The sequence below is a fragment of the Propionibacterium cyclohexanicum genome, assembly GCF_900111365.1.
GTDB classification, from domain to species: domain Bacteria; phylum Actinomycetota; class Actinomycetes; order Propionibacteriales; family Propionibacteriaceae; genus Propionibacterium; species Propionibacterium cyclohexanicum.
Genome location: NZ_FOGZ01000001.1, coordinates 54,326 through 71,270, shown reverse-complemented (window position 1 = coordinate 71,270; position 16,945 = coordinate 54,326). Strand labels below are relative to the sequence as shown.

The 16,945-nt window shown below is 68.6% G+C and carries 20 protein-coding genes; 8 read left to right on the top strand and 12 right to left on the bottom strand.

Annotation, left to right across the window (positions count from 1 at the left end; genetic code table 11):
- Positions 1-3 precede the first annotated feature (3 nt).
- Complete coding sequence (locus tag BMX93_RS00335) at positions 4-978, top strand: DMT family transporter (protein ID WP_091966516.1); 975 nt, start codon at positions 4-6, stop codon at positions 976-978.
- On the opposite strand, the gene BMX93_RS00330 is transcribed toward BMX93_RS00335, so the two are convergent.
- From BMX93_RS00330 to BMX93_RS00315, 4 genes are all read right to left on the bottom strand, one after another.
- Positions 932-1,582 (bottom strand): MBL fold metallo-hydrolase, encoded by a 651-nt coding sequence (locus BMX93_RS00330; RefSeq protein WP_091966514.1) that lies wholly within the window; start codon positions 1,580-1,582, stop codon positions 932-934. The two genes, BMX93_RS00335 and BMX93_RS00330, sit on opposite strands and share 47 nt — an antisense overlap.
- 18 nt (positions 1,583-1,600) lie before the next feature.
- Complete coding sequence (locus BMX93_RS00325) at positions 1,601-2,986, bottom strand: class II 3-deoxy-7-phosphoheptulonate synthase (protein WP_091966512.1); 1,386 nt, start codon at positions 2,984-2,986, stop codon at positions 1,601-1,603.
- Between the two features lie 100 nt (positions 2,987-3,086).
- Positions 3,087-3,953 (bottom strand): lysophospholipid acyltransferase family protein, encoded by an 867-nt coding sequence (locus BMX93_RS00320; protein WP_091966509.1) that lies wholly within the window; start codon positions 3,951-3,953, stop codon positions 3,087-3,089.
- The gene (locus BMX93_RS00315) at positions 3,950-4,717 is read right to left on the bottom strand and encodes a lysophospholipid acyltransferase family protein (RefSeq protein WP_091966507.1); all 768 of its coding nucleotides are present in this window, start codon (positions 4,715-4,717) and stop codon (positions 3,950-3,952) included. Before BMX93_RS00315 ends, BMX93_RS00320 begins: the two co-directional genes overlap by 4 nt.
- An 85-nt stretch (positions 4,718-4,802) precedes the next feature.
- Here BMX93_RS00315 and BMX93_RS00310 point away from each other — a divergent pair, with 85 nt between their 5' ends.
- Positions 4,803-5,072, top strand: coding sequence for an Lrp/AsnC family transcriptional regulator (locus BMX93_RS00310; RefSeq protein ID WP_091966505.1), 270 nt, complete (start codon positions 4,803-4,805; stop codon positions 5,070-5,072).
- 40 nt (positions 5,073-5,112) lie between these two features.
- On the opposite strand, the gene BMX93_RS13380 is transcribed toward BMX93_RS00310, so the two are convergent.
- Together BMX93_RS13380 and BMX93_RS00305 are read right to left on the bottom strand one after the other, a co-directional pair.
- Positions 5,113-5,235, bottom strand: a complete 123-nt coding sequence (locus BMX93_RS13380) for a hypothetical protein (protein ID WP_281245624.1) — start codon at positions 5,233-5,235, stop codon at positions 5,113-5,115.
- Positions 5,236-5,369: 134 nt separating this feature from the next.
- Positions 5,370-5,882: a peptidylprolyl isomerase gene (locus tag BMX93_RS00305; RefSeq protein ID WP_245725636.1), complete on the bottom strand. Its 513-nt coding sequence runs from the start codon at positions 5,880-5,882 to the stop codon at positions 5,370-5,372.
- 390 nt (positions 5,883-6,272) lie between these two features.
- Between BMX93_RS00305 and BMX93_RS00300 the strand changes: the two genes are divergently transcribed.
- From BMX93_RS00300 to BMX93_RS00290, 3 genes are all read left to right on the top strand, one after another.
- Positions 6,273-7,490 carry a sunset domain-containing protein gene (locus BMX93_RS00300; RefSeq protein WP_091966503.1) on the top strand — a complete coding sequence of 406 codons (1,218 nt, stop codon included), beginning with the start codon at positions 6,273-6,275 and terminating at the stop codon, positions 7,488-7,490.
- A gap of 116 nt (positions 7,491-7,606) precedes the next feature.
- Positions 7,607-8,806 carry a GNAT family N-acetyltransferase gene (locus tag BMX93_RS00295; protein ID WP_218139160.1) on the top strand — a complete coding sequence of 400 codons (1,200 nt, stop codon included), beginning with the start codon at positions 7,607-7,609 and terminating at the stop codon, positions 8,804-8,806.
- Between the two features lie 33 nt (positions 8,807-8,839).
- Positions 8,840-9,520: a prepilin peptidase gene (locus BMX93_RS00290; RefSeq protein ID WP_091966499.1), complete on the top strand. Its 681-nt coding sequence runs from the start codon at positions 8,840-8,842 to the stop codon at positions 9,518-9,520.
- A gap of 70 nt (positions 9,521-9,590) precedes the next feature.
- On the opposite strand, the gene trpD is transcribed toward BMX93_RS00290, so the two are convergent.
- Positions 9,591-10,640, bottom strand: coding sequence for an anthranilate phosphoribosyltransferase (trpD, locus tag BMX93_RS00285; protein WP_091966497.1), 1,050 nt, complete (start codon positions 10,638-10,640; stop codon positions 9,591-9,593).
- The gene (locus tag BMX93_RS00280) at positions 10,640-11,167 is read right to left on the bottom strand and encodes a DNA-binding transcriptional response regulator (protein ID WP_091966495.1); all 528 of its coding nucleotides are present in this window, start codon (positions 11,165-11,167) and stop codon (positions 10,640-10,642) included. Before BMX93_RS00280 ends, trpD begins: the two co-directional genes overlap by 1 nt.
- Before the next feature lie 124 nt (positions 11,168-11,291).
- Between BMX93_RS00280 and BMX93_RS00275 the strand changes: the two genes are divergently transcribed.
- Positions 11,292-12,755, top strand: coding sequence for a GuaB1 family IMP dehydrogenase-related protein (locus tag BMX93_RS00275; RefSeq protein ID WP_091966493.1), 1,464 nt, complete (start codon positions 11,292-11,294; stop codon positions 12,753-12,755).
- A 144-nt stretch (positions 12,756-12,899) separates the two neighbouring features.
- Here the strand turns inward: BMX93_RS00275 and BMX93_RS00270 are convergent, their stop codons facing one another.
- The 3 genes from BMX93_RS00270 to BMX93_RS00260 form a co-directional block, all read right to left on the bottom strand.
- Positions 12,900-13,250 (bottom strand): HesB/IscA family protein, encoded by a 351-nt coding sequence (locus BMX93_RS00270; protein WP_091966491.1) that lies wholly within the window; start codon positions 13,248-13,250, stop codon positions 12,900-12,902.
- 159 nt (positions 13,251-13,409) lie between these two features.
- Positions 13,410-13,700 carry a PspA-associated protein PspAA gene (gene pspAA, locus BMX93_RS00265; RefSeq protein ID WP_091966489.1) on the bottom strand — a complete coding sequence of 97 codons (291 nt, stop codon included), beginning with the start codon at positions 13,698-13,700 and terminating at the stop codon, positions 13,410-13,412.
- A 2-nt stretch (positions 13,701-13,702) separates the two neighbouring features.
- Positions 13,703-14,512, bottom strand: a complete 810-nt coding sequence (locus tag BMX93_RS00260) for a PspA/IM30 family protein (protein ID WP_091966487.1) — start codon at positions 14,510-14,512, stop codon at positions 13,703-13,705.
- 254 nt (positions 14,513-14,766) lie between these two features.
- On the opposite strand from BMX93_RS00260, the gene BMX93_RS00255 reads away from it, so the two are divergent.
- Together BMX93_RS00255 and BMX93_RS00250 are read left to right on the top strand one after the other, a co-directional pair.
- Positions 14,767-15,348, top strand: a complete 582-nt coding sequence (locus BMX93_RS00255; RefSeq protein WP_091966485.1) for a DUF3043 domain-containing protein — start codon at positions 14,767-14,769, stop codon at positions 15,346-15,348.
- Positions 15,348-15,563, top strand: coding sequence for a hypothetical protein (locus BMX93_RS00250; protein ID WP_091966483.1), 216 nt, complete (start codon positions 15,348-15,350; stop codon positions 15,561-15,563). Before BMX93_RS00255 ends, BMX93_RS00250 begins: the two co-directional genes overlap by 1 nt.
- Before the next feature lie 46 nt (positions 15,564-15,609).
- On the opposite strand, the gene gcvT is transcribed toward BMX93_RS00250, so the two are convergent.
- Positions 15,610-16,746: a glycine cleavage system aminomethyltransferase GcvT gene (gene gcvT, locus BMX93_RS00245; RefSeq protein ID WP_091966481.1), complete on the bottom strand. Its 1,137-nt coding sequence runs from the start codon at positions 16,744-16,746 to the stop codon at positions 15,610-15,612.
- Positions 16,747-16,945: the final 199 nt, after the last annotated feature.

The following is a 16,945-nucleotide window of genomic DNA, read 5'->3' as shown; positions in this document are numbered from 1 at the left end:
CGGGTGAGTCGGCTCCGCTCAGTCCCCACGCCCGTCAGCGTCCCGGCGTCGGGGGCACTGGTCCTCATGTCGATGCTGTGGGGCTCGACCTTCTTCATGAACAAGGAACTGGTGGCCACCATGCCGCCGGGCGATCTGACGGCGCTGCGATTCGGCATCGCAGCGCTCGTACTGATGGCACTGGCACACCGGCAGCTGGCGATGAGCGCGGCAACGCTGGGCAAGGGCCTGGTCATCGGCTCGGTCTTCGCCGTCTCCCAGCTGCTGCAGACCTTCGGCCTGGTCCGCACCAGCGCGTCGATCTCGGGATTCCTCACCGGTCTGTACGTCGTACTGACGCCCTTGGGCTCAGCCCTGCTGATGCGACGGCGGCTGCCGCTGTCGCTGGCCGGCTCGGTCTGTCTGGCTGCCCTGGCGCTCGGCGTGCTCACGCTGGGACACGGTGGCCCGGGTGGTGGCTTCGGGATCGGAGAGTTCCTCACGATCGGTTGCGCGGTGGGCTTCGCCTGCCACATCCTGGTGACCGGCGCATGGGTGCGCCCCGAGAACGTCATGCAGATCACCGTCGTCCAAACGGCGACGGTGGCGCTGTGGTCACTGCCGGCTGCCCTGCCCGGCGGCCTGGCGATCCCCCACGGGGCGGTGCAGTGGGCGGCGGTGGGCTATCTCGCGGTGCTGTGCAGCTGCCTGACGATGTTCCTCCAGTCCTGGGCGCAGGCCCGCACCGATGAGACCCGGGCCGCGGTCATCATGAGTGCCGAGCCGGCCTGGTCTGCGGTGTTCGCCATTCTCGCTGGTCAGGAAGCCCTTCGCGCTCGTACCGTGCTGGGTGGTCTGCTGATGCTGGCGGCGATGTGGCTGGCCATCGCGGCACCCGCGCTGCCCCGGTGGCGCACCCACCGGCGAGCTGGCCGGGTGCCCGGCCGGACGTTCAGCGCTCGAAGCGCGGAGTCCACGGCCGGGAGTCGCGGACACTGACGATCTGGCTCCTGGTCAACCGGGTCAGATGCCCGGTGAGCATCTCCAGGCCCCGCTCGTTGAGCAGCCCATCGTGGATGGGCATCACCTGAGGGGCATCCACCGCCCGGACGAAATCGATGGTCTCGCCCACCTTCTCCCATGGCGCCATGAGCGGCACCAGGAGCACATCGACACCGTCGGGAGTCACATCGAGGCAGTCGCCGGGATGGAAGACCGTCGGTTCCTCGGGCGCGCTGATCACCAGGCCGAGATTGCCGACCCGCGGGATATCGGGATGGATCACCGCATGGTTCCCGCCCACCACCCAGACCCGCAATGACTTGACGGCAACCGTCTCGTCCACCGTGAGCAGATGGGCATCGGCCAGTTCGACCTGGCTGGGAACCGAGCGCTCCACGTAGAAGGGCAGCTGAGGATGCGCGGCAGCGAACGGCGGCAGAGCCACCGGGTCGGCATGGTCAGCGTGCTGGTGCGTGACGAAGACGGCGTCCAGATCGTCCAGTTGCGACCATCCTGACGAGAAGCAACCCGGATCGATGAGGACACGCGCCCCGCCGGCCTCGACGAGAACACAGGAATGGCCCAGATGAGTGATCTCCATGCTCCCACTATGCCCGGGTCAGTCGTTCCAGTCAGGAGTCAGGGGCGCAGGAGCGTACTTCGACCGGTAGTGGTTGAGCCGCTCGGCGATCATGAAGGCCAGCTCGAGGCTCTGATTACGGTTGAGCCGAGGGTCACAGGTCGTCTCGTAGCGGCTCTCGAGATCTTCCTCGCTGAGCCGGAAGGCGCCACCAAGGCACTCCGTGACATCGTCACCGGTCAATTCGACGTGCACCCCGCCCGGCCAGGTGCCCAGCTGCTCGTGCACATCGAAGAAGCCGTTCAGTTCCTCGACGACCGCCGCGTACTCGCGCGTCTTGAATCCCTTGGACGTCTCGAAGGTGTTGCCGTGCATCGGATCGCAGACCCAGGCCACCTTGCGCCCGGAGGCCTCGACCTCCTCGATAAGCGGCGGCAGCTTCTCGCGGACCGCCTGGGCGCCCATCCTCGTGATGAAGGTAATCCGTCCGGGGATCCGGGTGGGATCGAGCCGATCGGCGATCTCCAGTGCCACCTTGCCCGTCGTGCTCGGACCGAGCTTGATGCCGAGGGGATTGTGCACCGAGCGCAGCAGCTCCACCTGGGCGCCATGCGGCTGGCGCGTGCGTTCCCCGATCCAGACCATATGGGCCGAGGTGTCGTAGGGCTCGTGACTGCGCGAGTCGATGCGCGTCATGGCGTACTCGTAGTCGAGCAGCAGCGCCTCATGGCTGGCGTAGAAATCAACGGTGCGCATCGTCTCGCCGTCCACTCCGCAGGCCTCCATGAAGCCCAGCGCCCGCTCGATCTCACCGGCGAGCTGCTCGTAGCGCTTCTCCACGTGGGTGTCGCGCACGAAGCTGGCGTTCCAGGCGTGCAGCTGACGCAGATCGGCGAAACCGCCCTTGACGAAGGCCCTCACGAGATTGAGGGTGGCCGCCGAGGCGTTGTACATCCGCACGAGCCGCTCCGGATCGGGGCGGCGGGCCTGCTCGGTGAACTCGAAGCCGTTGACGGCGTCACCGCGGTAGGCCGGCAATGTCACCCCGTCACGCACCTCGTCGTCCTTGCTGCGCGGCTTGGCGTACTGTCCGGCGATCCGCCCGATCTTGACGACCGGCACCTGCGCCGCATAGGTGAGCACGACGCTCATCGCCAGCAGCACCCGCAGCTTTGCCTTGATGGCATCGGCACGCACGCCGTCGAAGGTCTCGGCGCAGTCGCCGCCTTGCAGGATGAAGGCCCGTCCGGTGGCGACCTGGGCGATCTTGCCCCTCAGCTCGTCGCACTCACCCGCAAACACCAGGGGCGGGAGGCGGCGCAGCGTGTCGATCGCCCGCTGTCGTGCAGCCTGGTCGGGATAACTCGGCTGTTGCACCTGAGGTAGGGCTCGCAGGGTCGACAGGGCTGGGATCAGTTCAGGCACGCGCTCAAGGATAGTGGCCCGGGCACGTCGTCCTCATCCACTGACCAGGCGGCAGCCAGGCCGGCGGCGCTGCTGCGCGGGGCGAGTGCTCCTGCCGCTTTCAACGGCGCGGATCCTCGCCATCCCGCGTGGCCCGGGCAGTCACCCTGGCGCGGGCCTCCTCGGCGGCCCGCGCCAGATCCTGCTGGTCCTTGAGGCGCAGCTGCTCTCGCAACTGCGCCTCGCGACGGCGTTCCTCCGACAGCGTCGGATAGGCCTTGGCGCGGGCCTTGCGCTCCTCCCGGCGCTCCTCGGCGAGCCGGACGCGGGCCTGCTGAGGGGTGTCGTCGCGGTAGAGCTGTCCGGACAGTTCCGCGATGGCCGCCATGATCTCGTCGGTGCATCCGCGCAAGAGGATCCCGTCGAGAACATCGCTGATCGCCGGGGTGGTCCAGTAGCGGCTGAAGTCGAGGGGCTCGCCAATGCGCACCGTGGGTCCCAGGAGGGCAGACACCATCTCCCCCACCGGGCCCTCGGCCGGCGGCGGCACGATGTCCACCGGGTGGACGGGCACCCGGGCGGTGAGCGCCAGCCAGGCGACGTCCGGGCTGCCGCGATGCAGATCGCCGTCGGGACTGCGTTCGGTCTCCGGCTGGATCATGACGAGTTCCCCGGCGCGTAGCAGCGCCCGGGCATCCGGGCGCGAGTCGTCGTCGCGTCCGTCCACCGGCACCTGACGGCGGGCGAACCGGCGTGGGTGCGCGACTGCCAGGAAGACGGGGCGATCGAATGCGGAGAACAGCCGGGTGATGTCGCCGAACCAGCGGTGATTCGCAGCGAGGATCGCCCCGCCGTCCACGAGCCGGTCAGCACCTTCGACATCCACCTGGAAGGCGTCCCTGCTGCGCGCGAACAGCCGGCCGACCCCCTGGCGGGGGTGCGCGCTCATCTGGGCGCCAGCCCGGGAACCGGCACCGTGGGAGTTCATCGCTGCTCACCTCCCAGTTGGGCATCGCTGGGGGGGCGCTCGACTCCGGTAGTGGGAGCGGGCTTGAGATAGCGGCTCAGATCTGCACCGCGCAGATTCCCCCGCTTCACGCGACTGGCATAGACATCGACGTAGTCCTGCCCGCTCAGCTCCTGGATACGGGCCATCACGTCATCGGTGACCCAGCGCAAGACCCGGCTGTCCTCCTCCTGGCCTCGCCATGGCGAGTAATCCACCGGCTCACCGATGACGATCCGGGCATTCCTCATGGTGGGCAGGCCGATTCGACGACGCATCACCTGGGTGCTGATCATGGCCACGGGCACCACCGGCGCGCCACTGGTGAGAGCCAGCCTGGCCACCCCGGTGTGGCCCCGGTACATCCGGCCGTCGGGCGAACGGGTGCCCTCGGGGAAGATTCCCACCAGGCTGCCCCTGGCGAGCACTTCCTCGATCGATCCCAGGACGCCGGCGCTGGCGCGGCCGCCCGAGCGGTCGAGCGGCACCATGCCGACGCGCGTCAGGAACCACGCCACGATACGACCCGAGATGGTGCGCCCCTCGAACAGCTCCTTCTTGGCGGGGAAGATCAGCGTGCGATCGATCAGTGCCGGCAAGCAGTAGGTGTCCGCAGCGCCGATGTGATTGGCCGCCAGCACCGCGGCACCGGTACGGGGCACATTGGCGCCTCCCTCGAACTTCGGCCGCAGGAGGAATCTGACCATGGGCCGGAAGAGCACATGCTTGAAGAACTGGTACCACACACTCGCCTCCTAGACCCTGTAACCCTAGAGGCCGCCGCACGGCGGGGGAAACCGCCGGGGGGAAGCCTCCAACTAGGATGCTGCCATGATCACAGCGATTGTCTTCGTTCAGGTCGACAACGACCGGATCCCCGAGGTGGCGGAGCAGATCGCCGGCCTCGATCACATCAGCGAGGTCTACTCGGTCACCGGCGACATCGACCTCATCGCCATGGTGCGGGTGGGTGACTACGAGGAGATCTCGCAGGTGATCACCGACAAGCTCACTCGGATACCGGGGGTGCTGAGCACCGACACCCACCTCGCCTTCCGTGCCTACAGCGAGCACGATCTGGAAGCGACCTTCTCCCTCTAGGACGGTCGCCGCGCCGAATACCCATGTCGTTGCGAAGCCCCTACTCGCCGATGTCGATGACCTCTCCGTTGCGCGGGAGGGCGCCCCGGAAGGTGAGGGGCACGGCCCATTCTCCGCTGAGCCGCGACCGCCGGCTCGGTGTCGTCTCGATGCCGAAGGCCACCCGCACCCCCTAGGCTCGTCGCCCGCATGGGAGGCCGGCGGCCTTGCACTGCCGCTGGGCGCCGGTCGAGCGTGGGGGCAACACGTCCGACGCGCGTCCGGGCGCCCCAGCGCAGCGGCACCCGGACGCCGGAATCACTGCTTGATCTCGACGGACTCGATGACGACGTCCTCACGGGGACGATCGGAGCGGTCGGTGTCGACAGCGGCGATCTCGTCGACGACCTTCTTCGAGGCCTCGTCGGTCACCTCGCCGAAGATGGTGTGGCGGTGGTTGAGGTGCGGGGTCGGCGCCACCGTGATGAAGAACTGCGAGCCGTTGGTCCCGGGCCCGGCATTGGCCATGGCCAGCAGATAGGGCTTGCCGAAGTTCAGGTCGGGGTGGAACTCGTCGGCGAAGGTATAGCCGGGGCCCCCACGGCCGGTGCCGGTAGGATCGCCTCCCTGGATCATGAAGCCTTCGATGATCCGATGGAAGATCGTGCCATCGTAGTAGGGGCCGGTGGCCCTCTTGTTCGTTCGCAGGTCGAGGTATTCGCGCTTGCCGCTGGCAAGTTCGATGAAGTTGGTCACGGTCTTGGGAGCGAAGTCGTCGAACAGCTCGAGCACGATGTCGCCGTGGTTGGTGTGCAGAATGGCTTGGCTCACGGGAGTCCTCTCTTGGCCCGTTGCGCAGAGTTGGCTCCGGGCCGTGAATCGATGTCCGTCCCATCCTTGCAGACCTCGCCGACAAGCCAAGCCGGCTCCGATCCACCGCGCCCGCGAGCCCGGCCGAATACTCCCCGGCCGATGGACATCACATCGGCACCGTGTTGCATCGGCACCGTGTCGCATCGGCACCGTGTTCGCGGCGTCCCTGTTCGCCGCATTCCCGAACTCCATGAGGTCCGCCCCGTACGCCGCTGTGCCACCACGGTCGTCAATCCCAACGGCCCTTCCCCAAGAAGGCATGGCGGGGCCCCTCTCCGGGTAGCGTGAAGTAAGGCTCGATCACGAGCACGCTCGACCACGAGCACACATCGAGGATCGGAGGACATCGTGTCCCAGAAGGACCACAAGCAGTCCGCTGCGGCCGCCGGCGAGCACGCCCGCGGAGCGCTCAACGAGGGGGCTGCCACCATCGAGCAACTGGTGGGTGCGGCGGCTGACTATCTCACTCCCAAGGTCAAGGACGCCCGCGAAAGAGTCGTCCCGCTGGTGTCCGATGCCTACGAAAAGATCACCCCTCACCTGGCGAACGCCCAGGAGAAGGTGGCGCCCTATGTCGAGAAGACCAAGGGCAAGGTCACCGAGAGCTACGAGAGTCTTGCGCCCCGGATCCAGGAGCTGCTCGACAAGCCTGCCGACAGCGACTACGCGGCCAAGGCCGCAAAGCTGGCCGATTCCGCCTCCACCGGTGCCCAGACGGCGGCATCGAAGATCGCCGGAAACGCCCAGGGCACCACCCTCAAGGCCGCCGCAGCGACGAAGGCCACCACGAAGAAGGGCAGGAAGGCCAAGAAGGCGGCGAAGAGAGCGGCCAAGGCCGCGGCTGCCGCGCAGCTGACTCGCGGGGTGACGAAGACGAAGAAGAAAAAGCACCGCGGACGCAATCGGTTCTTCACGATCCTCGGCGTCCTTGCCGTCGTCGGTGCCCTGGTGATGGCCGTACGCCAGCTGCTCATGCCTCGCGATGACGGCTGGACACCGCGCGAGCCGAGCAATGACTTCGACGACGACGACGTGACCACGCAGTTCAGCGGCGATCGGGTGGACCACCTCACGAGCCCGGCGACTGATCAGACCAGCGCCGAGGCACAGGTGCACGAGACCCCGGATTCCAGCGCCCACGGCGAGGATCGGGACGCACCGGTGATCTCGGAGGACGCCCACATCGCCTCATCGGCCGAGCCGCGACCCGCCGACGAGGCTGAGCGCGGCCCAGAAACCCCTGCCGAGCCCGATGCCAGCGGGGCTGGCGCGGTCCCGCCCACCGAGCCGGATGTCGAGACCACTGCGGCGCAGACCCTCGACGAAGCCGAGGAGGTATGGGCCGGCGAGGGCGGCCAGGTCCATGGCACCGGCGAGCCCAAGGACTTCGGCCCCGATTCCTACGTCGGGGAGAACCCGCCGGAGGGATTCACCATCAAGGGCAACCAGCGCTCCATGAAGTACCACACCCCCGACGGCGCGGGCTTCGCCCGCACCAATGCCGATGTCTGGTTCTCCAGTGAGGAGGCCGCCGAGGCCGCAGGTTTCACGAAAGCCTCACGCTGAAGGCATAGCCCTCATCGGGCGGGCAGGGCAATGAGTGGCGGTCGGTGTCCCCAGGGGGCGCCGGCCGCCGTTGCATGGACCCTGGCTTCGCCATCTCCGAAGCTAGGCTTCTCGCCGTGCACGCTTTCACCATCGATGCCCCTGGCCTGTTCCTGTCCCCACCTGTCCCCGAGGATGTCGACGCCGTCACCTCTGCCTGCCAGGACCCGCAGATCGCGCGCTGGACGACCGTCCCCTCGCCCTACACCCGCGAGGACGCGCAGGCCTTCTGCTCCTTCCTGGCACCGAACGGGTGGCAGACCGGCACCCAGCTCACCTGGGCAGTACGCCGCAGCGAGCAGGCCGAGCCGATAGCGATGATCTCGCTGTCGAGCAAGCCGGCCAACAGCTGGGACATCGGCTTCTGGACGGCACGGCAGGCCCGCGGACAAGGAGTCATGACGCGGGCGGCAGCCGCCGTCATCGAGCAGGCATTCGACCCGCGCGGTCCGATCTGCGCCCAGCGGCTGGAGTGGCGTTGCGAGTTCGACGGCGAGCTCCCGAACTGGGCGAGCTGGCGGGTCGCCTGGCGACTGGGCTTCCACAAGCAGGCCAGACTGCGAGCGGCCACCGCGCACCGGGGCGTGCGCCGCGATATGTGGCTGGCCGATCTGCTGCCCGGCGAGCCTCGTGAACCCGAGCGTCCCTGGGACGGGCCGGTGGCCTGTCCCACGAGCAAGGGGCACGGGCCGGTGGCCTGTCCCACGAGCAAGGGGCACGGGCCGGTGGCCCGTCCCATGGACAACGCCTTCGAGGTCCCAGCCACGCCCAGCGACGACGACTCGAGCCGGGAAGGTGACAGGCCGGAGGGCCTGGTGCGACGCTTCCACCGGGTCTACGGCCTCCCGGTTGCCGAGGACGCCCCGAGCCTGGACCGGGACCGCGTCGGCCTGCGGATGGACTTGATCGCCGAGGAGTTCGGCGAGCTGTTCGGGGCGGTCTACGGCCCTGAGGCGCGGCGCATCGTCGACGACGCGGCACGCAGCGCGAAGCAGGCCGACGATCGCAACCGCGATCTCGTGGGCGCCGCCGACGCGCTCGCCGATCTGGTCTACGTGATCTACGGCATGGCCTTGGAGACCGGCATCGACCTTCCGGCGGTGCTGTGTGAGGTGCAGCGCTCCAATATGTCGAAGCTTGGGGCCGACGGCAGGCCGATCTACCGGGCGGACGGGAAGGTGCTCAAAGGTCCGGACTATCGCCCGCCGAATCTCGCTGCGGTGCTGGCCCGCACCGGCACCACGGGTGCTTTGGGGCCGGTTCGTCCACAGAGCTGATTTCTGCCTCGAGCCCGGCCTAGTCTCGTGGCCATGACTGGCCCGACGAGTGGCCTGCTGTGGGCCATGGACTGCGCAGTGGCGGCGCTGCTGGTGGTATGGCATGCCCGGGGACTGCTGCCCCGCCAACCCGAGCCCGACCCGGCAAGCCCGGGAGCCGACTCGAAGCCGCCCTATTCGAAGCTGGCCACATGGCCCTTCACCGCATCGTGCGTGCTGCTCGCTGCGTTGTGCCAGCTGGCGGGTGTGGTGGGTGTCCCGGCGCATCGGCCCTTGTGGATCTCGTGGGGTTCGGCGGTGCTCGTGCTCGTGGCGGTCGACGCCCGGACAACCTGGCTCCCCCGGCGCCTCACCTGGTGGTGTCTTGGGCAAGTGGGCGTGGCCATCGGACTCGCTGCCTGGTGGGCGCGCGATCCGGGCGCGCTGGCCGGCGCCGCTCTCGGTGGGGCGGCCACCGGCGCGCTGTTCTGGCTGGTGTGGCGCCTGGGAGCCGGCCTCGGCTTCGGGGACGTCCGCCTCGCCCTCGGGCTGGGCGCACTGTCAGGTGCCGTGTCGGCCGAGTTCTGGTTCGCGTCGCTGCTCGGCGCCTCGGTGGTCGGCGCGCTGTGGGGGCTGATCTGGACGGCCCTGCGCGGGCGCGGCGCGCCCTTCGCTTATGGTCCGGCGTTGTGGTCGGGCCCCTGGCTGGCTCAACTGTGGACCGTATTCGGCTGACCGGAGGCGGCGCCGGGAGCCGGCCAGCAGACCGCAGGCGCATGCCGGGCGCGCCAGCCGACGTGTCGGATCAGGCTTGCGCGAGCTCGCGCGTCACGTCGATCCAGCGATCCAGGAAGCTGCTGGCCCGTCCCTCGGCGATCGTGGCGCGAGCCTCGACCAGCCGGGGCGCCAACTGTTCCTCGATGGGCACGCTGGGCTGCGGGCCGTCGAAAGCGAGCATTGCTGCGGCGGCGTTGAGCGCCACGATGTCGTGGATCGGGCCCTGCTCGCCTGCGAAGAGGGCCCGCACGACGCCGGCATTGTGCTGGGGATCACCACCCACCAGTTCGGCCGGCTCGGCCGGGTGAAGGCCCAGCAGCTCCGGGTCGAGGCTGGTGCGGTGCACCTCGCCCTGCGAGATCAACCAGATCTCCGAGGGGCTGGTGGTGGTGAGCTCGTCGAGCCCGTCGTCGCCGTGGAAGACCATGCCCCGGTTGCCACGACCGGCCAGTACGCCGGCGATGAGACCGGCCATCCGCAGATCTGCCACCCCGATCGCCTGCGCAATGGGCCGCGCCGGATTCGTCAGCGGGCCGAGGAAGTTGAAGACCGTCTGAATGCCCAGCTCCTTGCGGGCCGGCGCCGCGAAACGCAGCGATGCGTGATACAGAGGTGCGAACAAGAATGAGATCTGGGCCCGGCGGAAGACCTCGGGCTGGAGTTGCGGGGCGAGGTCGATGACGACTCCCAGCTGCTCCAGGCAGTCGGCGGTGCCGCACATCGAGCTCGCCGCCCGGTTCCCGTGCTTGACGACCGGGCGTCCGCTCGCGGCGGCGACGATCGCCGCCATCGTCGAGATGTTCACCGTGTTCGCACGATCGCCGCCGGTGCCCACCACGTCCACCGCATCGTGCGGCAGATCCACGGTGGTTGCCTTGCCGCGCATGACCTCCGCCAGGCTGCTGACCTCGCCGACCGTCTCGCCCTTGCCCCGCAGCGCCACCACGAAACCAGCCACCTGCACCGGGGTGGCATTGTTCGACAGGATCTGCTCCATTGCCCACGCCGCCTCGGTGGCTTCGAGGTCGTGGCCCTGCAACAGAGCAGTGAGCAGTGCCGGCCAGGTCAGCTCGGACATCAGCGAATCATCTCCTGTGGCACGTCGTGACCATCGTCAGCGCCGTGCCGGCTCGATTGTCCCGGGGCCGGGAAGACCTCGGGTGACAGCTGAGTGGCTCGCCCCTCGCGAATGCGGTGCAGCACCTCGGCGACCGTCTGAGGCAGCCGCACCGGGTCGACGGGATAGGGCGAGATAGCCTCGGCGTTCGACCAGGCGGCCAGCCAGGCATCGGCGGTGCGCGCCACGAGCAGGACGACCGCCGGCGGGTCGGCCACCTCGTCCTTGAGCTGGTGAGCCACCCCCATTCCCCCGGCAGGGACAGCCTCCGCGTCCATCACCGCGAGATCGAAGTGCTCGCGATCCACGGCGGCCATGAGCGCCGGCTGGGTGGCAAACTCGGTGACCTCCAGCGGGGGGAGATCGCTGGCGACCTTTCGTCCGAGCGCGAGCCGGACAGCGGCGCGCACCGTGCGGTCGTCGGAATAGACGATCACCTTGACAGGCTGCTCATCTCGTGCGGGATCGGAGCCGGCAACAGTGCTCATCGAACCGTCCTCACAGGCAGTGAAAGCTTCTGAACGCCGTCATGCTATCGCGACGCGCAGTCCGGCACGCCGCAGCGCCAGTCCTCGTCGCGCCGCCGGTTGGAGCGCCCTGCACAATTGGGACGTGCGTTTTCTCAATCAGCAGCCTGCCCACGACCTGACCTATAACGACGTCTTCATGGCACCCAGCAGGTCATCGGTGACCTCCCGGCTCGACGTGGACCTGACGAGCAGGGACGGCCTCGGTCTGCCCTTGCCGCTCGTGGTGGCGAATATGACTGCCATCTCGGGACGCCGGATGGCCGAGACCGTGGCCCGCCGGGGCGGGATCGCCATCCTGCCCCAGGACATCCCGGTTGACATCGTCGTCGAGGCGATCGCACGGGTGAAGCGCGCCCCGGTGCAGTTCGAGACACCCGTTGTCGTCGACCCCACGATGCCGGTAGGCGATGCCATGAATCTGGTGCCCAAGCGGGCCCATGGGGTTGCCGTGGTCGTCGACACACAGCACCATCCGATCGGCCAGGTGAGCCCTGCACAGGCAGAGGGCGTCGACCGGTTTCTCCAGGTGCACGACATCATGAGCACCGAGCTGACAATCGTCGAGGCCACGACCAGCCCGAAAGAGGTCTTCGACATCCTCGACCGCACCCGCCACCGCATCGCCATCGCCGTCGACGAGCAGGGCGCGCTTGTCGGTGTCATGACCTCGAAGGGCGCGGTGCGCTGCGGCATCTACGATCCCGCCGTCGACGCGCAGGGCAGGCTGCGCATCGGCACGGCCATCGGCATCAGCGGCTCCGCGGCACAGCGGGCGCAGGCGCTGCTCGACGCGCATACCGACGTGCTCGTGATGGACACCGCACACGGCCACCAGGAACGCATGATCGAGGCCCTCCAGGCGGTACGCCCGATCCGCGATCGCCACGCCGACGCCACAGGCGTCCGCGTGCCGATCGTGGCCGGCAATGTGGTGACCGCCCAGGGCACCCTCGATCTCATCGAGGCCGGAGCAGATGTCGTGAAGGTGGGGGTAGGGCCCGGTGCGATGTGCACCACACGGATGCAGACCGGCGTCGGTCGGCCTCAGTTCTCCGCAGTGCTCGAATGCGCGCAGGCAGCCGCCAGCGCCTCCGGGGCGATCTGGGCGGACGGTGGGGTGCGCCACCCACGCGACGTGGCCCTCGCGCTGGCCGGCGGTGCCGGAGCGGTGATGATCGGCTCCTGGTTCGCGGGCACCTACGAATCCACCGGCGATCTGCTGTCAGCCCCCGATGGGCGCCGCTACAAGGAGAGTTTCGGGATGGCCTCGGCGCGCGCGGTGCGCAATCGCACTCGCAGCAGCTCCGCCTTCGAGCGGGCCCGGGCCGCGCTGTTCGAGGAGGGCATCTCTTCGTCGCGGATGTATCTCGACCCGGCACGCCCGGGAGTGGAGGATCTGCTGGACTTCATCTCCAGCGGGGTGCGTTCCTCGTGCACCTATGCCGGTTCACGGAATCTGGCGGAATTCCAGGACAAGGCCGTCGTGGGCATCCAGTCATTGGCCGGTTTCGAGGAGGGCCGCCCGCTGCCCACCAGCTGGGCCTGAGCCGGACACCCTCGGGCGCCCGCCCGGGCAGCCGGCTGACCTGGCAGGTCCTCAGCACACGTGCCCTCTCACACATGCCCCGCACACACAACAGCCGCCCAGCCCGACACGGGCTGGGCGGCTGTTCGTCGATCGGGGCGAGGCTCAGTGGAAGGAGTCGCCGCATGCACAGGTGCTGGTGGCGTTGGGGTTGTCGATCGTAAAGCCCTGCTTGTCGATGCTGTCGGCGTAATCGATGGTGGCCCCGCCGAGATAGGGCGCGCTCATCCTGTCGACCACGAGATCGATGCCGTCGTAGGAGTCGACGAGATCATCGGCTGCCCGCGAGTCATCGAACCACAGGCGGTAGCGCAGACCCGAGCAGCCGCCAGGCTGCACCTCGAGACGCAAGGCCAGATCATCGCGTCCCTCGCCGCTCAACAGAGCACTGGCCTTCGCCACCGCAGCCGGCGTGAGAGTGATCCCGGTGGTCGACTCCCGGAGAGTTTCCGTCATGTCTGCTTCCCTTCTAGGGCGTTCAAGAATTGTGTGTGACGACGCCGGCCCGGCGTCGCCTCCTGGTGCCGGCGAGCAGGGCAACCGCTCATTTCCCCAGTGTGCACGCCCTCGTGCCCAGCGCAAGCCCGCTGGCCAGCTGGTGGCCCACTCCCCGTCTCAGCCCGGGATGAGCCCTTCGCCTGCGCCATTGTCCTGGAGCAGATCTGCCACCTCGTCGAGAGTGGCATCGGGGCCGGGAATGATGAGGTCCGAACTGCGCAACTCGTCGTCGGCGAGCGCCGTGCCGACAGCCTCGAGTTCGTCGTGCAGCTGGCGCAGGCTGGCGGACAGCGCTGCCTGATCACGGCCGGCCACTGCCGAGGCCACCTGGTCGTCGATGGCATTGAGATGGCCCACCTCCTCGTCGGGGACCTCCCACTGCCCCTGCCCCAGAATGCGCACGATCATGGTCACTGACCTCCCTGCTTCGGTGCGGAGTCGCCTTCGTCGAGTTGGGGAAGCGGCTGGGTGGCCGCGGTGCCGACGGCCGGCGGGGCCGAGCCGGCCGGGCCCCCAGCGATCCCGAGCTGGTTCTTCATGGCGGCAAGCTCATTCTCCACGCCCGAGGCCGAGGCCATCTGGTCGAGCTCACGCGTGATGTCGTCCTTGTAGCTGCCCGAGGGGTCCTCGAGAGCGCCCGAGGCGAGCAACTCGTCGACCGCACCGGCCCTGGCCTGCATCTGCTGGGTCTTGTCCTCGGCGCGCTCAATGGCGCGGCCCACGTCGCCCATCTCCTCCGAGAGGCCGGAGAAGGCATCGTTGACGCGGGTCTGCGCCTCGGCCGCCGAGTACTGGGCCTTGATGGTCTCCTTCTTGGTGCGGAATGCCTCGACCTTGGCCTGCAGGCGGGTGCTGGCGCGCACCAGCTTCTCCTCCTCCTCGGCCAGCGCGTCGTGCTGGGTCTTGAGATCGTCGAGCTGGCCCTGCAGACCGGACTTGCGGGTCAACGCCTCGCGGGCGAGGTCCTCGCGTCCGGCCCCCAGCGAACGCTGGGCGGCGACCGTGAGCTTGTCCATCTCCTGGGTCAGCTGGTTGGCCTGCAGTTCGACACGCTTGCGGCTCGTGGCCACGTCCGCGACGCCACGACGTACCTTCTGGAGCAGCTCGACCTGCTTTTGGTAGGAGTAGTCCAACGTTTCCCGGGGGTCCTCGTACTTGTCCAGGGTCTTGTTCGCCTTGGACTTGAAGATGAGGGACAACCGCTCGAATATGCCTGCCATAGCTGCGTCGGTCCTTCCGAATGACGTGCGTCGCCTGCGATGGATGGGCCATCACAAGTCGGTTGGATCAAGCCTATTGCCAAGCGGGGGTGCGCCGAAACGAATCCGGCGAGCCGGCTGGTCGGGATTGGGGGGACGACGAGGGTGTCCCTCACTGCGCCCACACCCGGGGGATCTCCGGCGCACGGCGCCTAGAATTGGATCCGATCTGACTCCAGACCAGTCAATGGCAGACCGCCGAGAAGGAGCACCCCGTGGATCAGTTGCGTGCACGCAAGCCGCTGGACGACCAGGGCCCGGCCCCAGCCGCCGCGTCCGCGCCGTCCGGTTCGCCGGCCCCCTCGGCCAAGAAGGGTGCACCGACTCCCACCCGCAGGCAGGCCGAACAGGCACGCATGGAACGCCTGCATCCGGTGCTCACGCAGAAGGAGATCCGCAGCCGCGAGCGCGAGGCCCGTCTGAAGAAGCGCAGTCTGGCTTTCGAGGCCACCGAGTCGAGGGCCGAGCGGGCATTGCTGCGCAACCATGTCGACGCCCACTGGTCGGTCTGCGAGTTCACGTGGCCGGCGATCGCCATCCTGCTCGTCGTCTCGCTGGCGGCGCGCTATGCCCCGATCCTCACCTACTTCGGTTCCATCGCCATCTGGGTGTTCTTCTTGGTCTGCGGTATCGATGTCGCACTGCGGTGGCGCAGCTTCAAGAAGGAGGCCACCCAGCGCATTCCTGACTTCGCCGTGCGCAAGCGAGGCCTGCTCGCCTATATGGCCTCGCGGATGATCACTCTGCGCCGCTTCCGCAACCCGGCCCCGGCCATCGCCAGAGGGGCGCAGTACTGATGGCCTTCACATGGAGCGCCCAGCCTGCTCCGGGGGTCACCATCGATGAGCAGCAGCTGAGTGAGCTGGGCTTGCACGAGAGTTTCGCCAGCCGCGCGGAGGCAGAGGCCTGGCTGGGCGAGTACTACCTCGACCTGTCGCAGGCCGGGGTCGCCTCGGTGAGTCTGTTCGACGACGGAACGCTGGTCTACGGGCCGATGTCGCTGGACGAGTAGCCACGCCACCCGGACGCGGGGCTCGACGCCCGGTCCGTCCCCCGCACTAGTGCACTCGGCTGGGCCACAGCGGAGGCTTCACGACCTCGAAGTCCTCGAGCCGGGAACGCACCTGGATGCCGACATGCTGGCCGGGCTGCACGTGCGCGTCAAGATAGGCCAGGCCGATTCCGACGCGCAGGCTCGGGCTGTAGGTGCCCGAGGTGACGGTGCCCAGCGAGGGCGAACCGGGGCCCTGGTCCGCCGCGAAACAGTGCATGCCGCCCCGAGGAATGGCGCGCCCGCTGGCCCGCAGGGCCCTGAGGCGGCGCGCCGGGCCCGCGCTGCGGATCTCCACCAGTGCCTCACGGCCGCGGAATCTCGGCTTGTCCCAGCCGATTGCCCAGCTCAGTCCGGCGCTCACGGGGTCGATCTCCAAGGACAGCTCGTGGCCGTGCAGGGCGTAGCCCATTTCGGTGCGCAGCGTGTCGCGGGCGCCCAGTCCGCAGGGCCGCGCACCCAGGGGCGCACCGGCCGACAGCACGGCCAGCCAGATGCCCTCGGCTCGCCCGGCATCGACGATCAGCTCGTAACCGCGCTCCCCGGTGTACCCGCTGCGGCACACGCTGAGCGGGACGCCAGCCAGCGCCGCCGTGGCGAAGGACATGTACTCCATCTGCGTCGGCAGACCCAGGCTCTCCAGCAGCGCAGGACTGGACGGTCCCTGCACGGCGATGATCGCGTGACGTCCGTGCTCGTCGGCCACCTCGATGCCCCGAGGAGCCAGATCCCGCAGGATCTGTGCGACCTGTGCGCAGTTGGCGGCATTGGGCACGAGCAGCAGTTCGTCATCGGCCAGCAGATAGGCAATGAGATCGTCCACCACGCCGCCACGCTCGGTGCACAGCAGCTGGTACTGCGCTGAGCCGGGCCTCAGGCGCCCCAGATCGTTGGCGAGCACCGTATTGAGCCAGCTCATGGCGCCCGGGCCGCTCACCCGTACCGTGCCCAGGTGCGAGACATCGAAGACGCCCGCAGCCGTGCGCACTGCGGCGTGCTCGCTCAGCACCCCGCCCCCGGCGTACTCCACAGGCATCTGCCAGCCGCCGAAGGTCACGAACCGGGCGCCCTGTCGCTCATGGCAGGCGTGCAGGGGCGATTGCTGGGGCGAGCGGGTGGCCGTCGTCCGGTCAGGTGTGGTCATCGCAATGCCTTCCACTGGTTCTGGGCCTTCCACTGGTTCTGGGCCTTCCGCTGGTTCGGGGCACCACGCTAGCGAGCCGCCAGGCCGATCGACGCCCCGATCCATCGCTGGGCGCCCCGCCGTGTTCGCTGCCGGCTGTGACCCGGCGGCGGGGTGGATCGCCGCGTCCCACTCGCACAGGCGCCGTTGGGCGTTAGGC

Coding starts and splice junctions, on each gene's coding strand:
- BMX93_RS00320 (WP_091966509.1), bottom strand. CDS start 3,953: ATGAACTCCCACGGTGCCGGTTCCCGGGCTGGCGCCCAGATGAGCGCG.
- BMX93_RS00330 (WP_091966514.1), bottom strand. CDS start 1,582: ATGGAGATCACTCATCTGGGCCATTCCTGTGTTCTCGTCGAGGCCGGC.
- BMX93_RS00280 (WP_091966495.1), bottom strand. CDS start 11,167: ATGAGCACTGTTGCCGGCTCCGATCCCGCACGAGATGAGCAGCCTGTC.
- BMX93_RS00310 (WP_091966505.1), top strand. CDS start 4,803: ATGATCACAGCGATTGTCTTCGTTCAGGTCGACAACGACCGGATCCCC.
- trpD (WP_091966497.1), bottom strand. CDS start 10,640: ATGTCCGAGCTGACCTGGCCGGCACTGCTCACTGCTCTGTTGCAGGGC.
- BMX93_RS00270 (WP_091966491.1), bottom strand. CDS start 13,250: ATGACGGAAACTCTCCGGGAGTCGACCACCGGGATCACTCTCACGCCG.
- BMX93_RS00250 (WP_091966483.1), top strand. CDS start 15,348: ATGGCCTTCACATGGAGCGCCCAGCCTGCTCCGGGGGTCACCATCGAT.
- BMX93_RS00260 (WP_091966487.1), bottom strand. CDS start 14,512: ATGGCAGGCATATTCGAGCGGTTGTCCCTCATCTTCAAGTCCAAGGCG.
- gcvT (WP_091966481.1), bottom strand. CDS start 16,746: ATGACCACACCTGACCGGACGACGGCCACCCGCTCGCCCCAGCAATCG.
- pspAA (WP_091966489.1), bottom strand. CDS start 13,700: ATGATCGTGCGCATTCTGGGGCAGGGGCAGTGGGAGGTCCCCGACGAG.
- BMX93_RS00290 (WP_091966499.1), top strand. CDS start 8,840: ATGACTGGCCCGACGAGTGGCCTGCTGTGGGCCATGGACTGCGCAGTG.